Annotated in this window: 24 protein-coding genes; 13 read left to right on the top strand and 11 right to left on the bottom strand. The window is 72.5% G+C overall.

Annotation, left to right across the window (positions count from 1 at the left end; all coding sequences use genetic code 11):
- Positions 1-111: 111 nt before the first annotated feature.
- The 7 genes from KSE_RS03360 to KSE_RS03390 form a co-directional block, all read right to left on the bottom strand.
- Entirely contained in the window at positions 112-1,635 is a 1,524-nt protein-coding gene (locus KSE_RS03360; protein ID WP_014133860.1) for an MFS transporter, read from the bottom strand.
- A 242-nt stretch (positions 1,636-1,877) separates the two neighbouring features.
- The gene (locus KSE_RS03365; RefSeq protein ID WP_014133861.1) at positions 1,878-2,057 is read right to left on the bottom strand and encodes a hypothetical protein; all 180 of its coding nucleotides are present in this window, start codon (positions 2,055-2,057) and stop codon (positions 1,878-1,880) included.
- A gap of 88 nt (positions 2,058-2,145) precedes the next feature.
- Positions 2,146-4,500 (bottom strand): SpoIIE family protein phosphatase, encoded by a 2,355-nt coding sequence (locus KSE_RS03370; RefSeq protein WP_014133862.1) that lies wholly within the window; start codon positions 4,498-4,500, stop codon positions 2,146-2,148.
- 4 nt (positions 4,501-4,504) lie between these two features.
- Positions 4,505-8,473: a HAMP domain-containing protein gene (locus tag KSE_RS03375; protein WP_014133863.1), complete on the bottom strand. Its 3,969-nt coding sequence runs from the start codon at positions 8,471-8,473 to the stop codon at positions 4,505-4,507.
- A 143-nt stretch (positions 8,474-8,616) separates the two neighbouring features.
- A complete protein-coding gene (locus KSE_RS03380) occupies positions 8,617-9,126 on the bottom strand; it encodes an ATP-binding protein (protein WP_014133864.1) in 510 nt (169 codons plus the stop codon).
- Entirely contained in the window at positions 9,126-9,617 is a 492-nt protein-coding gene (locus tag KSE_RS39285) for an STAS domain-containing protein (protein WP_063747440.1), read from the bottom strand. Before KSE_RS39285 ends, KSE_RS03380 begins: the two co-directional genes overlap by 1 nt.
- 84 nt (positions 9,618-9,701) lie before the next feature.
- Complete coding sequence (locus KSE_RS03390) at positions 9,702-10,547, bottom strand: SigB/SigF/SigG family RNA polymerase sigma factor (protein ID WP_014133866.1); 846 nt, start codon at positions 10,545-10,547, stop codon at positions 9,702-9,704.
- A gap of 562 nt (positions 10,548-11,109) precedes the next feature.
- Between KSE_RS03390 and KSE_RS03395 the strand changes: the two genes are divergently transcribed.
- From KSE_RS03395 to KSE_RS03405, 3 genes are all read left to right on the top strand, one after another.
- Positions 11,110-11,433, top strand: a complete 324-nt coding sequence (locus KSE_RS03395; RefSeq protein WP_014133867.1) for a hypothetical protein — start codon at positions 11,110-11,112, stop codon at positions 11,431-11,433.
- Positions 11,434-11,438: 5 nt separating this feature from the next.
- Positions 11,439-11,819, top strand: a complete 381-nt coding sequence (locus KSE_RS03400) for a hypothetical protein (RefSeq protein ID WP_051055093.1) — start codon at positions 11,439-11,441, stop codon at positions 11,817-11,819.
- Positions 11,820-11,954: 135 nt separating this feature from the next.
- The gene (locus KSE_RS03405) at positions 11,955-12,506 is read left to right on the top strand and encodes a hypothetical protein (protein WP_041293878.1); all 552 of its coding nucleotides are present in this window, start codon (positions 11,955-11,957) and stop codon (positions 12,504-12,506) included.
- 51 nt (positions 12,507-12,557) lie between these two features.
- Here the strand turns inward: KSE_RS03405 and KSE_RS38070 are convergent, their stop codons facing one another.
- On the bottom strand, positions 12,558-13,079 hold the full coding sequence (locus tag KSE_RS38070; protein ID WP_051055094.1) for a cupin domain-containing protein: 522 nt from the start codon (positions 13,077-13,079) through the stop codon (positions 12,558-12,560).
- Positions 13,080-13,401: 322 nt separating this feature from the next.
- Here KSE_RS38070 and KSE_RS03415 point away from each other — a divergent pair, with 322 nt between their 5' ends.
- The 9 genes from KSE_RS03415 to tgmC all read left to right on the top strand — a co-directional run bounded on the left by KSE_RS03415 (position 13,402) and on the right by tgmC (position 22,380).
- Positions 13,402-13,830, top strand: a complete 429-nt coding sequence (locus KSE_RS03415) for a VOC family protein (protein ID WP_014133871.1) — start codon at positions 13,402-13,404, stop codon at positions 13,828-13,830.
- 80 nt (positions 13,831-13,910) lie between these two features.
- On the top strand, positions 13,911-15,551 hold the full coding sequence (locus KSE_RS03420; protein ID WP_158413047.1) for a recombinase family protein: 1,641 nt from the start codon (positions 13,911-13,913) through the stop codon (positions 15,549-15,551).
- A gap of 423 nt (positions 15,552-15,974) precedes the next feature.
- Positions 15,975-16,130, top strand: a complete 156-nt coding sequence (locus tag KSE_RS42670) for a hypothetical protein (protein WP_157850065.1) — start codon at positions 15,975-15,977, stop codon at positions 16,128-16,130.
- A gap of 2 nt (positions 16,131-16,132) precedes the next feature.
- Entirely contained in the window at positions 16,133-16,630 is a 498-nt protein-coding gene (locus KSE_RS03430) for a hypothetical protein (protein ID WP_014133874.1), read from the top strand.
- Between the two features lie 620 nt (positions 16,631-17,250).
- Positions 17,251-18,474 carry a helix-turn-helix domain-containing protein gene (locus tag KSE_RS03435; protein WP_014133875.1) on the top strand — a complete coding sequence of 408 codons (1,224 nt, stop codon included), beginning with the start codon at positions 17,251-17,253 and terminating at the stop codon, positions 18,472-18,474.
- 306 nt (positions 18,475-18,780) lie between these two features.
- The gene (locus KSE_RS03440) at positions 18,781-19,041 is read left to right on the top strand and encodes a hypothetical protein (RefSeq protein ID WP_014133876.1); all 261 of its coding nucleotides are present in this window, start codon (positions 18,781-18,783) and stop codon (positions 19,039-19,041) included.
- 962 nt (positions 19,042-20,003) lie between these two features.
- A complete protein-coding gene (gene tgmA / locus KSE_RS03450; protein WP_014133879.1) occupies positions 20,004-20,282 on the top strand; it encodes a putative ATP-grasp-modified RiPP in 279 nt (92 codons plus the stop codon).
- Positions 20,282-21,250, top strand: coding sequence for an ATP-grasp ribosomal peptide maturase (gene tgmB, locus KSE_RS03455; protein ID WP_033258789.1), 969 nt, complete (start codon positions 20,282-20,284; stop codon positions 21,248-21,250). The genes tgmA and tgmB overlap by 1 nt, the downstream gene beginning before the upstream one ends.
- On the top strand, positions 21,247-22,380 hold the full coding sequence (gene tgmC, locus KSE_RS03460) for an ATP-grasp peptide maturase system methyltransferase (RefSeq protein WP_014133881.1): 1,134 nt from the start codon (positions 21,247-21,249) through the stop codon (positions 22,378-22,380). The genes tgmB and tgmC overlap by 4 nt, the downstream gene beginning before the upstream one ends.
- 109 nt (positions 22,381-22,489) lie before the next feature.
- Here the strand turns inward: tgmC and KSE_RS03465 are convergent, their stop codons facing one another.
- Positions 22,490-22,741: a GntR family transcriptional regulator gene (locus tag KSE_RS03465; protein WP_106437847.1), complete on the bottom strand. Its 252-nt coding sequence runs from the start codon at positions 22,739-22,741 to the stop codon at positions 22,490-22,492.
- A gap of 1,059 nt (positions 22,742-23,800) precedes the next feature.
- Between KSE_RS03465 and KSE_RS03480 the strand changes: the two genes are divergently transcribed.
- Positions 23,801-24,211, top strand: a complete 411-nt coding sequence (locus KSE_RS03480) for an SgcJ/EcaC family oxidoreductase (protein ID WP_014133885.1) — start codon at positions 23,801-23,803, stop codon at positions 24,209-24,211.
- 40 nt (positions 24,212-24,251) lie between these two features.
- Here KSE_RS03480 and KSE_RS03485 read toward each other — a convergent pair whose 3' ends face one another.
- On the bottom strand, positions 24,252-24,953 hold the full coding sequence (locus KSE_RS03485; RefSeq protein WP_014133886.1) for a response regulator: 702 nt from the start codon (positions 24,951-24,953) through the stop codon (positions 24,252-24,254).
- Positions 24,946-26,295: a sensor histidine kinase gene (locus KSE_RS03490; protein ID WP_081539301.1), complete on the bottom strand. Its 1,350-nt coding sequence runs from the start codon at positions 26,293-26,295 to the stop codon at positions 24,946-24,948. The genes KSE_RS03485 and KSE_RS03490 overlap by 8 nt, the downstream gene beginning before the upstream one ends.
- Positions 26,296-26,371: the final 76 nt, after the last annotated feature.

The raw sequence follows: 26,371 nt of genomic DNA on the forward strand, positions 1-26,371 counted from the left end.
GCTGACCCTCCTCCCGAAGCGCCGCCCCGGCCGGCGACGGCGCGGGACGGCGCGGGGCGGCGCGGGGCGGGGCGGCGCGGGACGAAACGGGGCGGCGCGGGGCGGCGGCCGTCAGGGCGTGGCGTCGGCCCGTTCGACCTGGCTGAGCGGGGCGGCCAGCGACTCCAGGCTGCGGCGTTCGGCCCGGACGCCGAGGAACGCCTCGACCAGGCCCGCCGCCGTCATCAGGGCCGCGCCGATGCAGAACGCGAGCGTGGCGTCGCCGGTCTCGCCGCTGCTGACCAGGCCGTTGAAGAGCAGCGGCCCGGAGATGCCGCCGGCCGCCGTGCCGACCGCGTAGAAGAAGGCGATGCACAGGGCGCGGGTCTCCAGCGGGAAGATCTCGCTGACGGTGAGGTACGCGGCGCTGGCCCCGGCGGAGGCGAGGAACAGCACGGCCGTCCAGCAGGCCGTCATGCCGACCGCGCTCAGCGCGCCCTGCTGGAACAGCCAGGCGGTGCCGAACAGCAGGACGCCGGAGCCGATGTAGCTGCCGGCGATCATCGGTTTGCGGCCGACCGAGTCGAAGAGGTGGCCGAGCAGCACCGGGCCGAGGAAGTTGCCGACGGCGATCACCGCGAAGTAGTAGCCGGTGTCGCCCGCCGGGACGTCGAAGAACTGGGTGAGGATCGCCGCGTACCCGAAGGTGACCGAGTTGTAGAGGAAGGACTGCCCGATGAACAGCGACAGGCCGAGGACGGTCCGGCGCGGGTAGCTGGAGACCAGGGTGCGGGCGATGGTGACGAAGCCGACCGGTCCGCGCTCGCGGATCCGGATCGGCGGGTCCTCGACGGGCGGCAGCGGTTCGCCGGTCTCGCGCTCGACGATCGCCTCGGCGTCCCGGACGATCTCCTCCGCCTCGTCGCCCTTGCCGTGCGTGATCAGCCAGCGCGGGCTCTCCGGGACGTGCCGGCGCACCAGCAGGATGACCAGGCCGAGCACCACGCCGATGCCGAAGGCCAGCCGCCAGCCGACGTCGGTCGCGAACAGCGCGGTGTCCAGCAGCGCGATGGAGGCGAACGCGCCGAGCGCGGCGCCGATCCAGAAGCTGCCGTTGACGATCAGGTCGACCCGGCCGCGCACCCGGGCCGGGATCAGTTCGTCGATCGCCGAGTTGATCGCCGCGTACTCGCCGCCGATGCCGAAGCCGGTGAGGAAGCGGCAGAGGAAGAAGAACCAGGGGGTCCAGGAGAGCGCGGTGACGCCGGTCGCGGCGAGGTAGACGGCCAGGGTGAGCATGAACAGCTTCTTGCGGCCCAGCCGGTCGGTCAGCCAGCCGAAGAACAGCGCGCCGCAGCAGGCCCCGGCGACGTAGAGCGCGGCGGCGGTGGTGGTGACCTGGGCGGTGCTGATCGCGATGCCGCTGCCGGGTTCGGCGAGGCGGGCGGCCAGGTTGCCGACGATGGTGACTTCCAGGCCGTCCAGGATCCAGACGGTGCCGAGGCCGATCAGGATCCGCCAGTGCCAGGGCGACCACGGGAGCCGGTCCAGCCGGCCCGGGACGTCGGTCTCGACGGTGGGCCCGACGGCTCCGGTGGCCCCGGCGGCTCTCGCGGCTCCCGCGGGCTCGGTGCGGCGGCGTTCTGGTGCGGACATCTCGACCTCCGTCGTCCGGCTGCCCGCCCGGGCGGTCCGGGCGCGCCGCAGGCGCGTCTGCCCCGGGGCGGCGGGGCGCACACCCCCCGGGGCCCGGGCAGCGCGCGGCGGCGCCGCCCCGCCGGACGGGCGGGGCGGCGCCGGGAGTGCCGCTCACAGGGTCGGGAGTGCCGGTAACGGGGCCGGGGCAGGACCAGGGGCAGGGACAGGGAGAGGGGGTGGCCCGGTCGGGTCGGGTGGGGTCACCAGCGGTACCAGCGGGAGCGGCCGCCGCTCCCGGCGCCGGTCCCGCTGCTCCGGGCGACGAAGCCGATCAGCCACAGGACCAGCACGGCGAGGGCGATCCACCACAGCACCTTCACGGCGAATCCGGCGCCGAACAGGACGATGATCAGCAGCAGTACCAACAGCATCGCGAGCACGACGGTCGCGCCTCCTCGGTTCGGCAGCGGGTGCGGTGGGCGCCGGCCCGCTGCGGTCGTGCCGGGCGTCTGACCGGTTCGTCCCGGGTCAAACGCTTTCGCCCGGATCGGTGTCGGCGGCCGGGAGGACCTCGACGGCGATCAGGCAGGTGTCGTCGTCGGTGTCGGCGGTGCTGGTGGCGAGGGCGCGGTCGAGCAGGGCGTCGAGGTCGGCGGCGGGTTCGGCGAGGATCCGGGTGAGGTGCGCGAGGGGTTCCTCGACGGACTGGTCGCGGCGTTCGATCAGGCCGTCGGTGTACAGCAGCAGGACGTCGCCGGGGCGCATCGCGAGGTGGTGCTCCTGGTAGTCGGGGTCGTCGGCGGCGCCGAGCAGGATGCCGTGCGGCATCGGGAGCGGGCGGGCGGTGCCGTCGCGCAGCAGGACGGGCGGGAGGTGGCCGGCCCGGGCCCAGTGCAGGGTGCGGGTGTCGGGGTGGTAGCGGGCGCAGACGGCGGTGGCGGTGGCGGCGCCGGTGAGGTCGGTGGTGGCCCGGTTGAGCCAGCCGAGCAGCCGGCCCGGTCCGGCGCCGGTGTAGGCGAGGCCGCGCAGGGCGTGGCGCAGCGCGACCATGCCCTGCGCGGCCTCGACGCCGTGGCCGGCCATGTCGCCGACGACCAGCAGGGCGGTGCGGTCGGGCAGCAGGGTGGTGTCGTACCAGTCGCCGCCGACCCGGTCCTCCTGGGAGGAGGGGCGGTAGCGGACGGCGGCGCGCAGTCCGGCGCTCTCCAGCGGGGGCGGGGCGGGCGGCAGGATGGCCTGTTGCAGGCGCCGGGCGAGCAGGTGGCGTTCGGCGGACTGCTGGCGGCTGTCGGCGAGGCTCTCGGTGGTGGCGGCGAGCGCGGTCTCGGTCCAGTGCTGGGCGGAGACGTCCTGGAAGGCGCCGTGGACGGCGGCGGTGCGCCCGCCGGGGTCGGGGACCGGCTCGGCGACCAGCCGGACGTAGTGGGTGTAGCTGCTGAGGTGCCGCATCCGGAACACCGCGGCGCCGGAACGCCCGTTCTCCAGCGCCGAGTTGACGACCCGGCGGACGTTCTGCTCGTCGTCGGGGTGGACGTGCGCGGGCAGCGCGGCGAGCGGGATCGGCGCGGTGCCGGCGGGCAGGCCGAGCAGTTCGGCGGTGCGCGGCGTCCAGTGGATCTCGCCGGTGCGCAGGTCCTCCTCGAACCCGGCGAGGTGGGTCAGCCGCTGGGCGGTTCGCAGCAGCCGGTCGTCGCGGTCGTCGGCGCCGGCCGGCCGCCAGCCGACCAGCAGGCGCCCGGGCGGGGCGGCGAGGCGGGCGGCGGCGAGCTCCAGCAGGACCGGGACGGGGGTCTGCCCGGAGAGGAAGGTCAGCGCGAGGCTGTCGGCGTGGTACGGGCGGCCGGTGGCGTGCACCCGCAGCAGCAGGTCGAGCAGGCCGTCGGCGCAGGCGCGCGGGTAGACGGCGGTGAGGGTGCGGCCCTCGACCCGGTGCGGGGGCCGGTCGGCCGGGTCGGTGAAGGCCGCGTTGACCCGGACGATCCGGAAGTCGGCGGGCGGGCCGGTGGCGGGTTCGGGCGCGAGCAGCAGGGCGGGGGTGAGCGCGGCGTCGAGCGCGGCGGTGTCGGGCTCGTCGGCGACCGCCGCGCCGATCGGGTCGGGGCGGTCGGTCAGGGCCAGGGCGCTGACCTCGGCGGCGACCCGCAGCCGGCGGCGCTCGGCGGCGGTGGGCTCGGCCGGGCGGCGCGGCCAGGCGAGTTCGAGGACGGCGGCGGGGCCGGCGGCGCGGTGCAGCGGCACGGCCAGGCGGTACGGGGCGCGGCCGGCGCCGAGCGTGGCGGTGACCGGGCCGGTCGGGCCCAGCTCGGCGCGGCGGTCCAGGGCCTGCTGCGCGGGCGTGGGGACGCCGGGCGGGACGTGCTGCCAGGCGGCGCGCTCGCCCTCGCTGAAGCCCGGCGCGGCGGCGGCGTGCAGGACGCCGCCGGGCTGGACGGTCCAGAGCACGGCGGCACTGGCCCCGAGCATGCCGGCGACCTGGGCGAGCGCGGCCTCGACCACCGGCGGCGGCCGTCCGGACGGCCCGGCCGGGGGCGCCGGCGGGGCGGGCCCCGGGCCGGTGGTGGTGGCGCCGTCGGCGGCGGCGGGCAGGGTGGTGAGGATGTCGGCGGCGAGCTCCTGCGGGCCGAGGTGGGCGCGTTCGGCGAGCGCGAGCAGCTGCGCCCCGGCCTCGGCCGGCCCGCAGCCGAGCCGTTCGGCGAGGACGCCGGTGGCCAGCGCGGTGAGCGGGCGGGTGGCGAGCGCGGCGCGCAGCTCCTCGGTCTCGTCCTGGGCGCGGCGCAGGCGCAGCGCCAGCAGGTGGCGGACGCCGGGGCGCGGCTCGGCGGGATGCGGCCGGCGCTCGGGGCGGCGCGGGCGGCTCTCGGGCTGCTCCTTCGGGTGGTCCATTGCGTCAACTCTCCACCCAGCGCTGCACGGTGGTGATCAGTTCGGCGGCGTCGACGGGTTTGGTGAGGTGGTCGTCGGCCCCTGCGGCGAGGCTGCGGGCGCGGTCGTCCGGCATGGCCTTGGCGGTGACGGCGACGATCGGGACGTTGGGGTGGTCGGTGCCCGCGCGGATCGCCGCGGTGGCGGCGTAGCCGTCGAGTTCGGGCATCATCAGGTCCATCAGCACGAGGTCGGTCTCGGGGTGGGTGCGCAGCAGGGCGAGGCCGGTGCGGCCGTTGGCCGCGTGCAGGGCGGTGGCGCCTTCCAGTTCGAGTGCGGTGCTGAGGGCGTAGACGTTGCGCGGGTCGTCGTCGATGACCAGGACGGTCCGCCCGGCGAGGCTCCCGGTCGGCGCGGGTCCGGCCTGCGAGGTTCCGGCCGGTGCGGGTCCGACGAGTGGCGCCGGGGCTGCGGCGGGGGTGTCGGGCGCGGCGACGGCCTTGGCGATGCGTTCGCGCAGTTCGTCCAGGCCGGTGGTGGTCTCCAGCCGTTCGGCGGCCGGGAGGGCGTTGTCGGCGCTGCCGGCGCTGCCGGTGTGGCCGAGGACGGGAACGGGGGACTCGCGCTGTTCGAGGGCGGTGAGCAGGGCGCGGGCGCCGTCGTCGGGCAGGCCGAGGTCGAGGACGACCAGGTCGTACGGGGTCCGGTCGAGGGCGGTGAGGGCGCTGTCGGGGTCACCCGCGCTGTGGACGGTGGTGGCGGGGTCGCGGCCGGTGACGCCGCTGCGGGCGAGCAGGGTGAGCAGGCCGGGCGGGTCGGGTTCGACCACCAGGATGCGGCGTTCGGCGGCGGCCCGTTCCCCGTCCGGGCGGCCTTCCGGCGTGCCGTCCGCCGTGCCGTCGGCGGCGGGGGCGGCGGTGGCGGGGGCGGGGGCGGCGGGGAGCAGCAGGGTGAAGCGGCTGCCTTCGCCGGGTGCGGATTCGGCGCTGACCGCGCCGCCGAGCAGGCGGGCGAGTTCGCGGCTGATGGACAGGCCGAGGCCGGTGCCGCCGTACTTGCGGCTGGTGGTGCCGTCGGCCTGTTGGAAGGCGCCGAAGATGGATTCCAGGTGGTCGGCGCCGATGCCGATGCCGGAGTCCTGGACGCGGAACGCGACGGCGGCCAGGTCGCTGCGCTCGGTGGGGAGTTCGCCGGGGCGGGCGGGTTCGACGGCGAGTTCGACGAAGCCGCGGTCGGTGAACTTCACCGCGTTGGAGAGCAGGTTCCGCAGGATCTGCCGCAGCCTGGCCTGGTCGGTGTACAGCTGCTCGGGGGCGCCGGGGGCGGCGGTGATCCGGAAGTCGAGGCCCTTCTCCGCGGCCAGCGGGCGGAAGGTGGTGTCGACGTAGTCGAGGAGTTCGCGCAGCTCGAACGGTTCGACGGTGACGTCGAGTTTGCCGGCCTCGACCTTGGAGAGGTCCAGGATGTCGTTGATCAGCTGGAGCAGGTCGGAGCCGGCCGAGCGGATCACCTCGGCGTACTCGACCTGCTTGCCGGTGAGGTTGCCCCCGGTGTTCTGGGCGAGCAGTTGGGCCAGGATCAGCAGGCTGTTCAGCGGGGTGCGCAGTTCGTGGCTCATGTTGGCCAGGAACTCCGACTTGTACATCGAGGTGCGGGTCAACTGCTGGGCGCGTTCCTCCAGTTCGCGACGGGCTTGTTCGATCTGGAGGTTCTTCGCCTCGATGTCGCGGTTCTGCGCGGCCAGCAGTTCGGCCTTCTCGCCGAGTTCGGCGTTGGAGCGCCGCAGCTCCTCCTGGCCGTCGACCAACTGCTCGGATCGGGCCCGGAGTTCGGAGGTGAGGCGGCGGGACTCGCGGAGCAGTTCGTCGGTCCGGGCGTTGGCCAGCAGGGTGGCCAGGGTGGTGCCGATGTCCTGGGCGAGGCGTTCCAGGAAGTCGCGGTGCAGGTCGGTGAAGTGGTGCAGGGTGGCGACCTCGACCACGCCGAGCAGCCGGTCCTCCATGGCGATCGGCTGGATCAGCAGTTCGCGGGGGGTCGCGGAGCCCAGGCCGGAGCCGATCTCGGCGTATCCGGGCGGGAGTTGGCTGATCGCGATCGGGCGGCGGCTGCGGCCGGCCTGGCCGATCAGCGACTCGCCGAGGCCGAACCGGCGCGGGGTGTCGGCGTAGTGGTGGCCGTAGGCGGCGGCCCGGGTCAGCACGGTGCCGTCGTCGGTCTCCTCGGCGAGGTAGCAGGTGCCGTACTGGGCGTCCAGCAGCGGGCAGAGCTCGTCCATCAACAGCTCGGCCACGGCGGCGGGTTCGCGGCGGCCCTGGATCAGCGCGGTGAGCCGGGCCAGGTGGGTCTTCAGCCAGTCCTGCTCGCGGTTGGCACGGGTGGTCTCGCGCAGCGACTCCACCATCACGTTGACGTTGTCCTTGAGGTCGGCGACCTCGCCGGACGCGTCGACGGTGATCGAGCGGGTCAGGTCGCCGGCGGTGACGGCGCTGGTGACCTCGGCGATCGCGCGGACCTGCCGGGTGAGGTTCCCGGCGAGCTCGTTGACGTTCTCGGTGAGGCGCTTCCAGGTGCCGGAGACGCCCTCCACCTCGGCCTGGCCGCCGAGCCGGCCCTCGGTGCCGACCTCGCGGGCGACGCGGGTCACCTCGGCGGCGAACGAACTCAGCTGCTCCACCATGGTGTTGACGGTGTTCTTCAACTCCAGGATCTCACCCCGCGCGTCCACGTCGATCTTCCGGGTCAGGTCGCCGCGCGCCACCGCCGTGGTCACCTGCGCGATGTTCCGGACCTGCGAGGTCAGGTTGTGCGCCATGAAGTTGACGCTGTCGGTGAGGTCCTTCCAGGTGCCCGCGACGTTCGGCACCCGGGCCTGCCCGCCGAGCCGACCGTCCGTGCCGACCTCGCGGGCGACCCGCGTCACCTCGGCGGCGAACGCCGACAGGGTGTCCACCATGGTGTTCAACGCCCCGGCGAGCGCGGCGACTTCACCCTCCGACTCGACGGTCACCCGCTGCGACAGGTCGCCGCGCGCGACGGCGATGGCGACCTGCGCGATCGAGCGGACCTGGCCGGTCAGGTTGGACGCCATCACGTTGACGTTGTCGGTCAGGTCGCGCCACGTCCCGGAGACGCCCCGGACGTCCGCCTGCCCGCCCAGGATGCCCTCGGTGCCGACCTCGCGGGCCACCCGCGTCACCTCGCCGGCGAACGAACTCAGCTGCTCCACCATCGTGTTGACGGTGCTCTTCAGTTCCAGGATCTCACCCCGGGCCACCACGTCGGCCTTCCGGGTCAGGTCACCGCGCGCCACGGCGGTGGCCACCTGCGCGATCGAGCGGACCTGCGCGGTCAGGTTGCCCGCCATGAAGTTGACGCTGTCGGTCAGGTCGCGCCACGTCCCGGAGACGCCCCGGACGTCCGCCTGCCCGCCCAGGATGCCCTCGGTGCCGACCTCGCGGGCGACGCGGGTCACCTCGGCGGCGAACGAACTCAGCTGCTCCACCATCGTGTTGACGGTGTTCTTCAACTCCAGGATCTCGCCCCGCGCGTCCACGTCGATCTTCCGGGTCAGGTCACCGCGCGCCACCGCCGTGGTCACCTGCGCGATGTTCCGGACCTGGGTGGTGAGGTTGCCCGCCATCGCGTTCACCGAGTCGGCCAGCTCCCGCCACGCGCCGTGCGCCTGCGGCACCTCCGCCTGGCCGCCGAGCACACCCTCGGTGCCGACCTCCCGGGCGACCCGGGTGACCTCGGCGTTCAGCCGGGCCAGCCGCTCCGCCATGTCGTTGTAGACGCCGGAGATCTCGCCCAGCACGCCGGGCGCGTCCGGCAGCCGCAGCGTGAGATCGCCGTCCCGGACGGCGGTCAGGCCCGCGAGCAGGCGGCGCAGCGCGACGCCGTCGGGGGCGGCGACGGCCTCCGGGGCCTCGTCGGCGGGCGGCTGCGAGTGCGGCTGCGGCTGCGGCCGCCCGGGGTCGGGGGTGCTGCTGTCCACCTGACCATCACCTCGGCTCCGAGAGCTTCCGGGAACTTTCGCGGGCTTCCGCGCGCCGCCGCGCGCCGCCGCGGGTCGCCGGGAACGCCGCGCGGCCCCGGCGGGCGGGACCGCTCCCTGCCTCCACTGTGGCACTCCCTCGTTCAAGGTTCCGCCGGAGGACGGTCGGGGCGGGCGGAAGGGACGGCGGCGGCCGCCGGTGGGCGGACCACCTCCAGCCACACGGTCTTCCCGCCGCCCGGCACCGGCTCGCACCCCCAGGCGAGGGCCAGCCGGTCCACCACCCGCAGCCCGTAGCCGCCGGGGCGGGCGGGCACCCGGGCCGGGCGCAGCACCGGCGGCCGGTCGTCGGCGTCCCGGACGGCGACCCGGAGCAGCGGCCCGTAGCTGGCCAGTTCCAGCAGGTAGGGGCCGGCGGCGTGCTGGCAGGCGTTGGTGACCAGTTCGCCGGCCATCAGCAGCACGTCCTCGGCGGCGGTTCGCCCGTCGTCGTCCGGCGCGGGCAGCCAGCCCCAGGCGCGTAGCGCCAGACGGGTGAACTCCCGGCCCCGGGCGACCGTCCCGGGTGCGCCGGTCAGCGGCAGGCTGCGCCGTTCCGGCCCGCCCCGGACGGGACCTGCGGGCCCGGTGGGGCGGGACGGACGGGCGCCCATCACGGCTCCCCGGACGCGCCCGGTCCCGCGCCCGGGCCAGCACCGGGATCGCCACCGGCCCCCGGGGGCGGTGGCGCCTCGGCCGCGAGCGCGTCCTCGACGGTGGGGTGAACGTCCAGCACCTCGTCCGCGCCGGTGATCTCCAGGATCCGGCCGAGTACCGGGCCGGGCGCGGCCAGCAGCAGCGGGACGCCCGCCCGGCGGGCGGCTCCGTGGGCGCGCAGCAGCAGGTTGAGGCCGGTGGAGTCGCAGAAGTCGAGGCCGCCGCAGTCCACCACGAGCCGGCCGGGCGGGTCGGCGACGGCCCGTTCCAGGACGTCGCGCAGCGGTCCGACGCTGTCGTGGTCGAGTTCGCCCTCGGGCCGCACCACGAGGGCGCCGGGCGGGCGACGCAGCGCGACGGCGAGCGGGGCGCCCGGTTCGGCGCCCGGCCCGGGCTCCGTTCCGGGCTCCGTTGCGGCGCCTGGTTCCGCGCGGGGCTGTGCTTCCACGGTTCGAACACCTCCTGCCGTAAGGCGTCGGGTCCTTCTACCCTGGGGCGGGCACCCGATCGCGGCTACCCGACCGGCCGGGGCTCAACCGGCGCTCTCCCCGGCCCCGTCGCCGCAGCCCTCGCCGCCGTCCCCACCAGCGGACTCGCCGCCGTCGTCGCCGCCGTGCTCGATCCGTTCGCGCAGCCCGGCCAGGGTCGCGGCGAGGATCCGGGAGACGTGCATCTGGGAGACGCCGATCCGGGCGGCGATCTCACTCTGGGTGAGCCCGCCCCAGAACCGCAGCAGCAGGACGGTGCGTTCCCGTTCGGGCAGCCGGCTGAGGAACGGGGTGGCCATCACCCGGAGTTCGGCGACCTCCAGTTCGGGGTCGCAGCCGCCGAGCCGGTTGATCAGGGCGCTGCCGGCGTCGTCGGAGCCGTCGTCGCGCAGCGAGTCGAGGGAGTCGCAGCGGCAGAGCCGGCCGGCTTCCAGCCCTTCGGCGGCCTCGTCCTCGGTGACGTGCAGTTCGGCGGCGAGTTCGGCGGTGTCGGGCAGCCGGCCGAGGGCCTGTTCGAGCCGGTCGGAGGCGCGCACGGCCGCCAGGTAGCGCTCCTGCACACTGCGCGGGACGCGCAGCGGCCACGAGGTGTCGCGGAAGAACCGCTTGATCTCACCGGAGATGGTGGGGATCGCGTAGGTGACGAACTCGACGCCGCGGTCCGGGTCGAAGCCGTCGACCGCCTTGATCAGCCCGACGGTGCCGACCTGGACGATGTCGTCGAGCTCCTCGGGACGGTGCCGGAACCGGGACGCGACGAACCGCACCAGCGGCATGTTCAGCTCGATCACGGTGCCCCGGACGTAACTGTGCACCGGGTCCTCGGGGTTCAGCCCGGCCAGCCGGCGGAACAGCGCGTCGCTGAGCCGGCGTGCCTCGTACTTGCCCATGGCACGCATCTCGCGCGGAGACGGCCGACGGGTCGGATCGACCTCGCCGGCGGCCCGGTCGGCAGCGCGGTCGACCGCAGGAGGGGCCGCGGGGCGGGCTGCGGGGCGGGTGGTGGTACGGGTCGTGGTACGGGTGGTCACGGGGAGTCATCTCCCGGGTACGGTGGGGCCCGCTCCGGCATCCCGGTCGGCGGCGGGCGCACCGGGCGGCGGACGGTCGGACCCCGACCAGAATCGGGGCGGATCGTCCGGGACCGGCGGCCGCGCGACACGGCGGGACGGCGGTGGAACGGGTGGGAGAACCGTGAAACCCGGCTTCTTCAGGCGACGGCTCCCGGCACGTGACTCGTGGCTCTCGGTTTCTCGGCCCTGGGCTCACGTGCCGTGGCGTTGCGGCCCTGCACGGGCCGACCGCGCCGGGCGGTGCGCGCTCGGCGTGGCGCCCTACTCCTACCCACCCAGGGCGCCGTCAACCCGATTCGCCGGATTCACCCGATTCATCCACCGCGAACCGGGTAGGCGCGCCGGGTCCCCGTTCGGCGACGACGAGAGGAGTCCGACCATGCCTGCCGGTTCGAGCCCCAAGCGGGAGCGCCAGTACGAGCACATCAAGGAGAGCGAGCTGAAGCGCGGCGCGAGCGAGGAGCGCGCGACGGAGATCGCCGCCCGCACCGTCAACAAGGAACGCGCCCGGCACGGCGAGAGCCGGACGGCCAGCCGCAGCTCCACCCACGACGTCTCCTCCGGACACCGGGGCGGCAAGCGCTCGCACCGCGGTGCCGGGGGTCCGACGTACCAGCAGCTCTACAACGAGGCGCGGCAGCGCGGCGTCGCCGGCCGCTCGAAGATGAACAAGGCCCAACTCGCGCACGCGCTGGGACGGTGACCCCGATGACCCCGACGACCCCCACCCGGCCCCCGACGCCCCCGACCGCGACGCCCCTGCTGACCGTGCCGCTGCCCGCCGACCCGGACGTCCGCCCGCCCGACCCGCCGGACGCACCGCCCCGCCCGACCGATCCGCCCGACCCGCTCGGCCCCACCCCGCCGCAGCCCGACCCGGATCCGCCGATCGCCCCGCCGATACCGCACGACCCGCAACCCCCGAACCCCGGGCCGCCCGGCCCCGGCCGCCCCGACCCGACGCCGGACCCGGACCCGGACCCGCAGCGGCCGGTCCCCGCCCCGGACCCGCTGGAGCCCCCGGACCGCCACGGCCCGCCGTTCCACCCCGACCCGCACCCCGAGCCCGCCACGCAGCCGATCCCGTAGCGGGCCCACCCGCTCCGGGCCACCCCGGCCTGGCCCGGCAGGGACGCACAACTCCCCTACCCCGTCCGGTTGTTCGATCCTGGCGGCGGGTAGAGCCTCCGAAGGCGGCTGCGGGCCGGAGCGGGGGGACGTCGCGTGCGCGGGGTGGAGCGGCTGGGCCGGACGTGGCCCTGGCGGGTGGGCGGTGCGTTCGCCGTGCTGTGGCTGGCGGCGGCGGCGGTGCTGGTCTGGCTGCTGTTCGGCGGGCAGTTGTTCGCGCTGAGCGGCGTCAGCGGGCCGACCGGGAGCTACTCGGTGTCCGGCTGCTTCGAGGCGGCGGAGAGCACCGACGTCAGCTGCGAGGGCCGGTACACCCCCGCGTCCCCGGTCGGGGCGGAGTCCCGGCCGATGACGTTGCGCGGGGCCGCCGAACAGCACCACCCCGGCGCCCGGCGCGCCGTCCGGGAGGTCGGCGGCCGGGCCTACGAGCCCTCGCCGGTCACGGCCGGCGAGTACGTCGCCTTCGCCGGCTGGACGGCCTCCACCCTCGGTCTGCCCGCGCTCTGGCTGCTCTCCTCCGCCCGCCGGGGGCGGGCCCGCAGCGGCGAGGGCTACGTCTTCGCCTGGCTCGGCACCCTGTTCGGCGCGGGCCTGCTCGGCCTCGTCCTGACGCCGCTGTTCTGGCTGCTCGCCGTCATCCGGGGCTGACCGTCGGCGGCCGACGGCCGGCAGCGCACCAAACCGCCGGCGCCAACGGCCTTACCCGAGTGCCCAGTCGGGCGCGGGCACGGGGAAGGACATCGGCACGCCCGGCGGCATGAACGAGAGCGTGAACAGGGAGACCGTCTCGCTCCCCGTGTTGTGGCCGTTGTGGACGTGGCCGGGCCCGGCGGCCTCCACGAACGCGCTGCCGGTCGGCCGTTCCACCGTCCCCTCCGCACTGGTGAGGGTCAGTGTCCCGGAGCCGACGATGACGACCATCGGCCCGGGGTGGTAGTGCCAGCCGGTGCTCTGCCCCGGCGCGATGTCCACCCGGCGCAGCGACAGGCTCGTCCCTCCCGGTCGGCCGACGGCGGTGAGGTCGAGCGGACCGGCGCTGAACCCCGCCGCGAGGACGGGCGCGGCGTCGATCACCCCGACCGCCGCCGCGCCTCCGGTGCCTACGCTCCCGGCCGCCGTCAGCAGCGCGCACGGCGCTGCCGGGTCCGGCGCGGCCTGCGGCGCTTCCGGTGCGATCGATCGGTAACCGGGCATGGCGAAGCCGCCCTGACGTGCGTTCATCTGTGTCTCCCCCGTCGCGAATCGGCAGTCGTTGCCGTTCTCGGGTTCGATCGTACCCCCGCCAAACGATCATGCACGCAGGTGATCGGCACTCCGGAAACACCCGCCCACCAGCCCACCAGCCCCACCCCGACTCGCCGATCGGCCCGCCCGCGACCCGCCCCGCGCGGGGCGGGTCGGGCGACACGCGGACGGTCGGCGGGCCCTTCACGGCGGGGCGGTCCGGCGGGTACGGTCGGCGGCGTGCGCGCGGCCCGGCGGCCGATGGGCCCCGGAGCGTGGACGGACCGCCAACGCCCCTCACCGGAAGCAGGTTTCGTCGATGGCCAGTCGAATCAGCGAACTCGTCCTGGGCTGCCGCGAGCCCGAGGTCCTGGCACGGTTCTGGTGCGAGGTGCTGGACTTCGTGGTCCTGGACCGCGAGGCGGACGGCAGCGTCGAGATCGGCCCGCGCGAGGGCTTCGGCGGCGCGCAGCCGACGCTGTTCCTGAGCGCCGAGGCCGAGCCCGCGCCCGGCCTGCCCCGACTGCACATCGACGTCAACCCGACCGACCGCGACCAGGCCGCCGAACTGGAGCGGCTGCTGGCCCTCGGTGCCCGCCCCGCCGAGATCGGCCAGACCGGCGAGGAGCCGTGGCACGTCCTCAGCGACCCGAACACTCCGGATTCACAGTTCTGGAGTGACGCCCGGTGTCGACCGCCACCCTTACCCGTGACCAGGGGAATTCGTCCCCCTCCCAACGCAGTATGACCACTACTGCACCCCTGGCAGGCACCGAGGGCACCGTGTTCACGGGACGCCTACGGGGTGTCTCCGCCATCCGGCTGTCGGTGCTGACCGACGAGACCACCAGCCCCGAGCGGCAGCGCGAAGCCAACGACCGCACCGCCGAGATGCTGAACATCGACTTCGGCGAGGGCGACCAGCGCCGCGAGGCTGTCGACCTTGACGTGTCGGCGAGTAAGACCGCTCCGTGGGAACGTCCGGAGCTTGGCAAGTGGCTCGCGGACCCCGACAGCTTCGACGTGATCGTGTGGTGGCGCTTCGACCGTGCCGTCCGGTCGCAGGGGCACATGCACAAGCTCGCGGAGTGGGCGAGCGAGCACCGCAAGATGATCGTCTTCGCCGAGGGCGTCGGGGGCAGTCAGCAGACGTTCGACTTCCGCAACCCGCTCGACCCGGTTACGCGCATGATGCTCAATCAGTTTGCGTTCGCCGCCGAGATGGAAGCGTGGTCCATCAAGGAACGCGTCACCGGGGCGCAGGCTGCCATGCGCCGGATGCCGTTCCGGTTCAAGGGCGGTCGCCCGTCCTACGGGTACAAGATCATTCCCATGCCCGCGGAACACGGCGGGGTCGGTAAGACGCTCGGGCAGGACGAAAGCGCCGTCAAGGTCATCATCCGCATCATCCGGGACCTGTTGGACGGCAAGACCATCACCCGGATATGCCAGGAGCTGGAGAACGACGAAGTACCGACCCCGCGCGACCACTGGTCCGTCAGCCGGGGCAGGAAGACCGGCGGCAAGACCGGGGGCGCCAAGGGTGAGACCAACGTCCGGGACGTGTTCAAGTGGGTGCCGACGGTCCTTAAGAAGATCCTGACGAATCCTGCGCTGCTGGGCTGGAAGATGCACAACGGCGACCCGATCCGGGATGCCGAGGGCGCGCCGATCCTGGCGACCGAACAGCCGATCCTGACCCGTGAAGAGTTCGACGTGATCGGGAAGCTCTTCGATGACCGCAAGATCACCGAGCCCCGTGCCATCCCCACGGACGCATCCAAGTTGCTCCGGGTCGTCCACTGCGGGACGTGCGGATCTCGCATGTACCACCAGACCAACAAGAAGCAGCAGCGCGCCTACACCTGCGGCGGACACCTTACGCGGGTCAAGTGCGCGTCTCCGATGACCATCCGGGCGGATTGGGTCGAAGACTACGTAGAGCGGGAGTTCCTGGCACTCACGGGCCGTATCCGGATTCAGCGGACCATCATCACGCCCGGGTACGACCCGGCGCAGGAACTCGCGCACGTCCTCGCCGAGTACGAAGCCCACCAGGAGGAGAAGGGCGAGCAGAAGTCCACCGCGGCAAAGGCAGCATGGAAGCGGCGGGCTGCGGCGCTCGACAACCGCATGGCCACGTTGGAGAGCACTCCGGCCCGCCCCGAGACGCGCGAGAAGGTCGCCACGGATGAGACGTTCGCCGATCTGTGGGGCAAGTCGGACGATGACGCTCGCCGGCGACTGCTGCTCGACGCCGGGGCCCGGCTGGAGATCCGCAAGGGCGTCCGGGGCGGTTGGCGGACGCTCGACCCGCGCCGGGTGTCGTTCACGGTGACCGGGGACCTTGACCCCGCGGTGGAGTCGTGGGCCGGGCTCCGGGACGAACTGACCATGACCCCCGAGACCGCTCCCGCGGCAGGCAGCCGGATGCGTCTCGCCGAGCCCGTCGGGGCGTCGGCAGCGTAGGGCGTCGGCGGGTGGTGATGGGTGACGTTCGAAGGGCCGATTTCTGTTTTATCTAGACACCCGTGTGTATAGAAGAACCTAGATTTTGCGTCTCCAACGTCACCCACCACCACCCCGCAGGTGCCAGGAATCCCGTCCACTCTCCACAACAGTAGGGGCGGGCGTACCGTGCACACCGCTGAAGGACGCCGACAAGCCCTGTGGCTGCCCCTAATACCCGTACGACCTGCCCCATTCATTCGGGGCATGACCAGTTTCACCGCCCCTCCCCGTCGCCCGGGGCAGGGGCTTCTTCATGTCGCCGACAGACGGCCCACCGGAGGTATCCCTGTGAGCAACCCTGGCAGTTACACCTACACGTACGAGGACCGGGAGACTGCGAAGCTTCGTCGGAGCGCCGATGCCTTCCGGTACAGCGCCGCTATGGAGCACCTTGCCGAGATGAAGCGCGACCGCCCCGAGCAGTACGACCAGATGAACCCGCTCTCCCGCATCTCGCTCGGCCACTACGAGATCGCGAAGGCTGCCGCCGTGCAGCTCGGCCGCAGCGTTTCCGCTCCCACCGATCGTGAGGCCTGAACATGAACCCCGACGTTTCCAAGGCTGCCGACAAGCTCGCCAAGCTGCGCGCCCAGGCCGACAAGTACGCTACGCCACTCGCCGAGGCCGAAGCCGCCCTGGCGGTCGCCGAGGAGGCCGAGGAGGCCCGTCGTGCCGAGCGGGCCACTGAGTATGACCGTGCGTTCGCCGCTTCGTGGCGTGAGCGCGCACAGCAAGCCAGTGACGCCGACAAGGCCAACCGGGAACGGTTCGTCGAACTGCTCGCCGAGGAACCGTGGTTCATGGCCTACATGGAGTCCCGGGCCGAGCGGCACAAGCGGGAGAAGATCATGTATGCCGCCCAGCGTGCTCAGTCCGCCACTGGCCAGCCAGGCACCGTGCCGCAGCCTCGCATGTATGACCTGCGCCTGATAGAGGACCTGATCGAGACCACCGAGCGCATGGCCGCCGAGATCGGTGCAGCCTACGCGGAGGAACTGGACGCCAAGCGAACCGCCTACATCGAAGCGACGGACTGACATGGCCGTTGACGCACTCGACCCCGGCCCGGGAGGGACCTATCCGCACTTCCCCCGCGATGCGCAGGGACGGCCCGTATGGTCAGACTCTCCAACTGGCCTACCAGTAGCCAACGGTGGGGCGCCGATGCCAAGAGGTATCCAGCCGACGCGCGACCCCCGCCACCCCGGCCGGCTGCTGGCCGTGGACGTAACACCGAGGCAGTCGGACGGCCGACCGATCAACCCGCCGGTGATTCCTCCGCCCGCTCCGGCATGAAGCACACGTCCTACGTGTGACCGACCGACACAGGGTTGCAGCTCCGGGCCCACCCCACCCGGGTGCCTCCCCTCTCCTAGCCAGAAGCGCGGCAGGGAGGCAGATAAGTCTGATGGCGAAATCGGGCGTTTCTGCGCCGATGACGGCTCTGGTCGCTAGGAACATTCGCGAACGGCCCCCATACTCCCTTCCCTAGTGGGCGGTGGGTGTGGGGGCCGTTTTTCGCGTGGCACCCTAGATGAGCTTGCGACCTAGGCAGGAGGAAGCCTTGCCGCCCCGTGGCAGGGCAGCAGGGCCGTAGCCACGCAGCTTGCCACGGCTGACACGGTACGGTCCCTGTAGTCACGAGGGAGGGTGAGCGGTGCTGGAGGAACGGGAGACCATCGGCAAGCGCGTGAAGCGCCAACGCCTACGGCTGGGTATGCCGCAGGCTGACCTAGCCGCGGCGATCGGCAGGACCCAAGGGTGGGTATCCAAGGTTGAAAACGGCAAGGTGGAACTTGATAGAGCAAGCATCATCAACCAGCTTGCGGCTGCCCTGCACTGCCACCCCAACGACCTGATCGAGCGTCCGTACGTGGCGGGCAAGTCGTCCGAGAATCAGTGGCAGGTGTCAGCCTCGGGCATCTTGCGTGAGTTGCGCCGCTACGACTTGACTCCAGTTTTCGACGGTGCGCCGCGCCGGTCCGCTGAGCTGTGGCGTGACACGCTGCGCCTTCACCGACTGCGCGACACAGCATCGAACGTTGCCATCCTGCGCGTACTGCCGGACATGCTCCGCGAAGCACGTGCGCTGGCTGAGGTGTCCACGGGGCGGGAGCGGGAGGAGGCGTTCTCGGTCTATGCGGTGTGTTGCAAGTTCGCCCACACGTCGGCTCATGCTCTTGGGCACCCGGAGTTGGTCACGATGGCCTGTGAGCGCGCAGCCTGGGCGGCTCGGCTCTCGGGTGATCCCGTGCTTCCCGCCGTAGCCGACTGGATGCGGGTATGGGACATGTGGGCCAGCGCGGACTGGTCCGATGCCGTCGCACTGTCGGATCGGGCGTTGGGCTCCATCGAGGGGGAGTACCGCGCAGGTGATCCCTTGGCCGTGCGCGCTTGGGGGACGCTGCACCTGCGGGCCGCCGTCTCTGCCGCTCGCGCTGGCGATCCTCCGGTCTGCGAAGATCATATCCAGCAGGCTCGGGAGGCAGCGGGCCGACTCACTGGGCAACCTGCCTTCGATCGGCACTCTCTGACCTTCTCGCCCGGGAATGTCTTGATCCATGCCATCTCTGTACAGGTGGAGATGGGTGACCACTCACAAGCTTTGACGCTCGCCGAGCGATCCGACGCGGCGCAGATTGAGGCGCTGCCGAACTCGCGGCGCGGCCACCACTGCATGGATGTGGCTCGGGCCTGGCTCTGGGACGGAAACCGCGACCGGGCGTTGGCGGAACTCGAAAAGGCGGAGCGGATCGCCCCGCAACTGATCCGCAACCACCCCATCGCTCGCGCCACGCTCCGAAAGATCGTTTACGCCGAACGGGCTTCTACGCGGGAGAAGTTGAGGCGCATGTCTGACCGCTTCCATCTGGACGGGTAGGGCTGTATTCCGCTGATTCATACTCAGCTGTAGTCGCCCGCATACTTTCTGTCGCATGAGCGGACGACGTAAGACTCCTGGGGGTGATCCCCCTCGCGGCGCCTCTCGGAGGGATGATCGCTGGTTGCCCCAACTCGGCGACCTGGCAAGAGACTTGGCCAATCGTCGAACGGGCGTGGTGGTCGACGTTCCTGGCGAAGGTGTGTTCTCGTATCACCTTCGCCCCGAGGGTGGTGGCGAAGAGTGGACCTCACCAGCGGATGGGTCGCTCCTGGCTCCGGTTGAGGACGGAAGCGAGGAACCGACGTGACCCGGCTGACGCTGGTGACCGGTTTTCTGACGCTCGGGCTCTGCACCCTGCCCGCGGGCGTGGTGCTCGGCTTCGCCATGCTGGTGCCGAACGACGGTCGCCGTTGGGTCTGCTGCTTCGTCGCCCTGGCGGTCGCGCTCATCGCCACGTCTTACGGTCCCGACTGGATCGAGGGATGGCAGCGCCGTCGGCGGGCACAGGTTCGGGTTCGGGCTGCACTGTGCCGTGAGGCCGGAGAACGGCGGGCAGCCCGGTGACCGGTGAGCCGTCCGGGTGGCGTGCCGGCTGGTGCGTGCCGTGCGGGTCCGAGGCCGAGGTGACCGAGATACCGTCCACGCCTCGGCGTAGACAGATGGCGGTCTGCCGCGAGCACCACGGGCCGTACGTCCGCCGGCTTCGCCTCGGGCCGAAGCTGAACGTATGGGCCGGTTCGCTGCGGCGGCACACCCTCGCGCGGATCGACGCCGCGGGGTAGCTCTCCGATCTCCCGGGGCTGCCGCTCTCCTCCCCGCGGCATCCCTGGGCACCAACACCCGCCCCGAGCATTGCCACCGTCACGTGACATGGCTCGGGGTGGGGAAGGACTCGCCGACTGTCGGCGGGTAGGCGCGTGCTGCGGTGCTCACGCCGGTCGCTCTGGCTCCTCCGTCGAAGATCGGACCGGGGCTACCGATCTCAACTCCCGGCGGATCCTGCGCCCTTCGGGATGCACAATCCTCGCCCCGGTGACGCCAACTCGGATCGGCGGACGACCGGGGCGGGGCTCAAACCGAGAGCTAGCGGCGGAGAGCAGCGGATGTACGAATGCCCCGAGGGTGCCGGACACAAGGTCGAGCGGGCCGAGGATTCGGGCGCCGTGCAAAGCGGTCCGTGCGGGCCGGTCTGGCGGTGTCTGACGTGCGGCAGGTGGGGCGCCTTCCTCGCCGCCGAGTGGGCCGAGCTGTTCCCGGGCGAGCCGGAGTTGTTCCCCCTCGGGTGGACGAAGCCCGGCGAGCCGGCTCCGATCCGCCGTGTGTACCCCCTCGGGCGCGGAAGCTAGCGCCCCTACGATCACCCGTCCTGGCGGACGGAAAGGGAATCACCCGCCAGGACTGGGCATCACTCCCGCCCCGGGCGTCACGTGGCCGTGCTCGACCCGGGCGGGCTTGTCCCGAACCCTGCCATCCCGCAGGGAGATTGAACCTACTTGGCACCACCACGACAAGGAGGAACAGCACAGATGACGACGACACCCGCACCGTGGGGAACGGGGCGCATGGCACCGTATGCGCCCACCACCACCGTTCCGCAGTACACGCCCGTGATCGACCCCGAGACGCAGATTGCCGTGATCGTGGACGAGCACGGGCGCACGGTCGAGATGGGTGCTCACGGCACCAGCACCAACACCAGCACCCCCACCAACACCGGGGGCGGCGACGGGCAGAACGGGGGGCAGAACACGCCCACCGACATGGACAGCATGCCCGCGAACGACCAGGACCAGGGCACCGGCTGATGGCGGATCGGCCTGGGGCCGTACTGGTCCTCACCAACCCGTACGACGTGACCGCGGACCTGGTGTTACGCCGCCTGGCTGACCGCCGGGTGCCGGTCGTCCGTGTCGACCCCGGCGCCGATCTGCACACGGGTGCCTCGCTGTCTGCCCATTATGGAACGGGCGGACAGCGGGGCACCCTTCGCACGGCAAGCCGGACGCTCGATCTGACCGACGTGCGGTCCGTGTGGGTCCGTAGGCCCTCGCCCTACGACCCCCCGCCCGGCATGGCGGAGCATGACGGCAAGTTCGCTGCCGCACAGGGGTTTTGGGGCACCGGCGGCATCCTGGCCTCGCTCCCGGGGGCGCACTACGTCAATCATCCGTGGCGTATCCGCAATGCCGAGTACAAGCCGGCTCAGCTATCGGTGGCGCTCCGGAGCGGGTTCCTGGTGCCGGACACGGTCATCACAGCGGACCCGGACGAAGCTCGGGAGTTCTGCGCCGCCCAACCCGGCGGCGCGGTCTACAAGCCGCTGTGGGACAGCCGTTACCGGGACGCTGAGGGCGCCGCACAACAGGTATGGGTGAGGGGGGTCGACCCGGCAGAGATCACCGACGACGTGTCCCTGTGTCCCCACCTGTTCCAAGCCAAGGTGCCGAAGGTGTTCGACGTGCGGGTGACCGCCGTCGGCGACCGCCTGTTCGGGGTTCGTGTGGACAGCCCCGATCTTGACTGGCGTTACCGACAAGACCTGATGACGTGCACGCCGATCGAGATTCCCGAGGCGGTCGCGCGTTCGGTCGCTGCCTACCTTGGCGAACTCGGTTTGGTTTACGGCGCGTTCGACTTCGCCGCGACCCCTGACGGCGCCTGGTACTTCTTTGAGTGCAACGCAAACGGGCAATGGGCGTGGCAGCCGACGGAGACGACTGCCGCCGTCGCCGATGCCCTCGCCGACCAGCTACAGAAAGGCTCCGACACGTGAGCACATCGGCCGAACTTCGCGCCGCCCTGGTGGACGGGTTCACTGGTGACGACATGGTCACCGATCCGGCGTGGGACCGCGCTGCCAAGTCCGTTCCCCGGGAACTGTTCGTCGGGTCCTACTTCCTGCCCGTAGAGGGGAGCGTCCCGACCGAGTACCGGCCCGTGCAGGAGGGCGAGCCCGGTTGGCTGGCGGGCGTCTACACGAATCAGACCCTGATTACCCAACTCGACGGCCGCGCCCGGCCCGAGGACGGTAAGGCGAGTGGTTCGCCGTCTTCGTCGTCCACCCTGCCGTCACTGGTGCTGCGCATGTGGCACCAGCTCGACACCGAGGCCGGGCACAGAGTGTTGGAGATCGGCACCGGAACCGGCTACTCGACCGCCCTCGGCGCGTACCGCCTCGGGGACGCCAACGTCACCAGCATTGAGTACGACCAGGCCGTAGGGGAAGCGGCTGCCGCGGCACTCAAGTCCGCCGGACACGCTCCCCGGCTGATCATCGGTGACGGACTACTCGGCGACCCCGACGGGGGCGAGTATGACCGCCTGATTGCCACCTGTTCGGTTCGCTACATTCCGCAACCGTGGCTCTACCAGGTCAAGCCGGGCGGAAAGATCCTGGTCACCCTCTCCGGCTGGTCGTACGGGTTCGGCCTCGCGCTGCTCACCGTGACCGAGCCCGGCAGTGCCATGGGCCGGTTCCTGCCCGGCTACACGTCCTTCATGATCGCCCGGCCGCACGACCGGCCGCCCCGCCAAAATCTCGCGCTACTGCCCGGTGACGAACGGCCGACCCGGATTGACCCCGAGATCATCGGCACGTGGACCGGCGGTTGGGTGGCTCAGCTCGCGGCGCCCTCGGCCGAGCGGATGGGCGCGGGCGGGCAACAGATCCTCTCGGACGTGGCGACCGGATCGCAGGCCCGAACCATGCCCAATCCCGACGGCGGGTGGACCGTGGTCCAGCGCGGGCCGCTCCGGCTGTGGGACCAGGTGGAGACCGCTGTTGAAGCCTGGCAGGCAGTCGGCGTGCCCCACCAGGACGGGTTTGGCATCACGGTCTCGCCCCACGGTCAGCGCGTGTGGATCGGCAGCGAGGCCGGTCCGGGTTGGAACCTGCCGATCTGAGCCGGATACCCGTAGCCGGGGCGCTGGGCGCCAATGGGAAGACGACCCCTGCCGACTCGCGCGCCCAACTCGGCCCCGTCCCGCTGGTGATCCGGCAAGGCGGGGCCGACTACTTCTCGGCGGTCCGATCAGCCACGTACGTCCCTCGCTGCGGCACGGTGTAGACGTATCCACCTTCGCGCAGATGCCGAACCGCACGCCTCGCCGTGTCCCGAGCCACGCCCCACCGCTGGATCAGAGCCGACTCAGACGGAATCGGGCGGTTCACCACGAGGGCCCCGGACTCAATGTCGCGGATGATCTCTGCCGCAATCTGCTGGTACGGCGGAGTGGGCGAGTCGTAGTCGATTTCCGAGGCCATGTGGCAAGCGTAGACAACGGGCCACATATCGAGCTTTCGGCATACGTAGGTAGACGAGGGTAGAGGAGTTGCCTTACCGTCGAAGCCGAAAGAGCCCCCGAGGCCGCTTAGGACCGGCTCCGGGGGCATGTCCGCACAGCTACTTGGGAGAGCTGAACGAACATGCGACACCTTATCGCCCGCGCCCTGCGTACTGCCCTCGGCCTGGTTCTGCCAGCTCGGGGCCAGCACCGCGCCGTACCGGCAACCCCCGAACCCATCCGGACCACGGGTGCCGAACAGCGCCCCGCCCCGTGGGTCGAGGAAGAGAACCCGTACGCGGGCCCCCTGGTACGTCCCTACGTCGACCGCGCGGCATGGCGGGCCGAGCTGGACGAAATGCAGCGTCGGTACGAGGAGATGCAGCGCCAGCGGGAGCGCCGCGCAGCACTGCGCGCAGTCGTGATGGGGCAGCCGGACCCCGGGTACACCTACTCCGGTGCGCACGCCCTCCCCGGTGCACACGCCCTCGGGCCGGTGGCGTAATGGCCAAGCCCTACGTCAAGGCTCTGCCGGACGGCACCCGCAGAGGCAACACGCGGGGACTGCGGCAGTGTGAGCGGGACGGGTGGCAGATCCTCGCCGGAGCCCGCTACGCGGTCCGCTACGAGCCGCGTACGCCGCAGGACTGCCGACCGTGGACCGATGGCGCGGTGCGGTACTGGTCGCGCGACTGCTGGGCCGTTCCGCACCACCGCACGGGCGTCCGCCCCGCGCAGTAGAACCCCCTCGCCCCGTCCAAGACCGATCCGGGCGGGGCTCTCTCGGCTCTGCCATAGAACCCTTAAGACCGCCTCTCCGGAGATCCGGAGGGCAACGTGTTCTGCCTGCTCAAGGCCCGGATCAAGGAACTCTGACCGCTCCGCGCCCCGCCCCTCGCCGACGTCCCCGGCCCCGTCCGCGCGGTTCCCGGAGAATTCCTCCCGGGAGCCGCGATGAGTTTCCGCCGCGCCGCCGGTACGTACGGGTGGGCCCCGCACCCGTGGGGCCGATCGAGAACGAGCGCAAGGGAGAAGTCCGATGTCGGACACTCGCGCGGCGGACGTCGCCGCGATCCGGGCGGTACTGGCCGAGTCCTACCGAGCCTGGGAGGCCGGCGACGCGACCGCCATGGTCGCCGACTACACCGAGGACGCCACCGCGATCCTGCCGGGCTCGCTGCGCGACGGCCGCGAGGCCGTCCGGGCGAGCATGGACCTGGCCTTCGCCGGCCCGCTGAAGTCCACCTCCACCTGGAACCGCACCCTCGGCATCCGCTTCCTCGGCCGCGACGCCGCCCTGGTCGTCAACGAGTCGGGCATCCTGTTCGGCGGCGCGTCCGAGGTCCCCGACGCCCACAAGGTGTACGCCACTTGGGTGTTGGAGAAGCGCGACGGCCGCTGGTTGATCGCTGCCTACCACAACAGCCCGATGCACCTGCCCACCGCCTGACAGCCGCCCCGGCCCCGGGGCCGTCACGGCTCCGGGGCCGTCACGGCTCCGGGCTGATCCGCCCGGTCCGCCAGGCCCAGGCGGCGATCGCGACCCGGTTGCGGGTGCCCAACTTGCCCTGGACGTTGGCCAGATGGGTTTTGACCGTACCCGCCGAGATGAACAGCCCGGCACCGATCTCCGCGTTGGTCCGCCCCTGCGCCACCAACTCGACGATCTCCCACTCCCGTTCGGTCAGCGGCTCGACCGCCGACTCGGCAGGCTGTGGCGGCCGGGGTGCGGCGGGGCCGTGGCCGAGGTCGCGCAGCAGCCGGACGGTGATCTGCGGGCTGATCAGAGTGTCCCCCGCCATCGCGGCGCGGACCGCCTCGATCAGCAGGTTCGGCCCGGAGCGCTTCAGCAGGAACCCGCAGGCGCCGCTGCCGAGCGCCGCCCGCACGTACGCGTCGTCGTCGAAGGTGGTCACCACGATCACCCTGGTCGGCCCGCCCGCCAGCACCCGGGTGACCTCCAGCCCGTCCGCGCCGGGCATCCGGACGTCCGCCAACAGCACGTCGGGGCGCAGCAGTCGGGCCTGCTCGATCGCCCGGAGGCCGTCGGCGGCCTCGCCGACCACCGTCATGTCGGGCTGGGAGTCGAGGATCAGCCGGAAGCCGCTGCGGATGTCGTCCTGGTCGTCGGCCAGCAGGATCCGGGTCGTGGTCGACGCCGTGGCGGACGCTGCGGTCGACGTCTCAGCCACGCCGCCCGCCGATCTCCGCCACGACCCGCCAGCCCGCCTCGCCCGTCCCACCCGTCCCGCCCGGTCCCGTCGTCCCCGTCGGCCCCGTCGGCCCTGCGCTGAACTCCCCTCCGGTGGAACGTACTTGCGCGGCGAGTTCGCGCAGCCCCCGCCCGCCCCGGCCGCGCTCACGCCGCCCGAGTCCGAGGCCGAGTCCGAGCCCGGGGGCGGACGGGGCCCCTCCCGCACCCGCTCCGTTGACGACCATCACCTGTACCGATTCCCCTTCCAGCAAGCGTAGTTCGACCTCCACCAGCTTCGCCCCGGGCGCGTGCCGCCGGACGTTGTTCAGCGCCTCCACCACCACCCGGTACGCCGTCGTCCCGGCCTCCGGCGAGAGCGTCTCGGCCACGCCGGGGGCGATGTCCAGCCGGGCGACGGTCGCCCCGGCGGCGGTGAACCGCTCGACCAGGTCGGGCAGTTGGGCGATACCGGGCGGCCCGGTGAACGCGGTCGCCGGGACGGTGGGCGGCTGCCGCCGCTCCGCCGGTCCGCGTTCGTGCAGCATCTGCACGGTGCGGTCCATCGCGGCCAGCGCGTGCAGTCCGGCGGCCTCGATCCGTTCCAGCGCGGCCAGTGCCTGCGCGGGGTTCGCGGCGGCGACGAAGCGGGCGGCCTGCGCCTGCACCACGATGCCGCTGATGTCGTGGGCGACGAAGTCGTGCAGGTCGCGGGCGAGCACCAGTTGCTGCTCGCGGCGGGCGGCCGCGACCGCCTCGCGCTGGCGCTGGGCCGTCCAGCGCGGGTAGGCGCCGCCGGCGGCCACCACCGCGACGATCAGCAGCCAGGACAGGCAGGCGCCGATCCGGGTCATCAGGTCGGCCTCCAGGTAGGGCACCACCCAGAGCCCGCACGCGGCGCCCGCCGTCGCCCCGGCGGCGACCGCGGGTCGGCGCGGCGCCCAGCGGACGGTGGCGGCGATCAGCGCCAGCAGGACGCCGACCCCCAGCAACTTCCAGGCGGCGTCGGCCCGTTCGGCAGCCGCTCCGGAGGCCGTGGCCATTCCGGGGGCCGCGGCCGCTCCGGAAGCCACGGCCGACGACCAGGCGAAAGGCAGGCCGGACGGCCAGGCGGACAGCCCGGTGGCCAGCAGCGACACCGCGCCGGCCGCCGCCGTCGGCGGCCCGATCAGCCGGCCCGACCCCGGCAGCCGCAGCAGCCCCCACACCAGCACGCCGACCGCGGTGGCGGTGGAGACGGCGGTGGCCGGCGCGGCGGACCAGCGGTCGGCCGCCAGTCCGACCGCGACCGCACCCAATCCCGCTACCGAGCAGGTGACGTGATGGTTCGCCGGCCAACCCATAGCGGGATTCTACGGAAGGCCGACCGCCCGCTGTCTCCGCCGAACGGCAGAGGACCGCCCCCACCGGCTCCCCCGA

It is taken from the genome of Kitasatospora setae KM-6054 (genome assembly GCF_000269985.1).
GTDB classification, from domain to species: Bacteria; Actinomycetota; Actinomycetes; order Streptomycetales; family Streptomycetaceae; genus Kitasatospora; species Kitasatospora setae.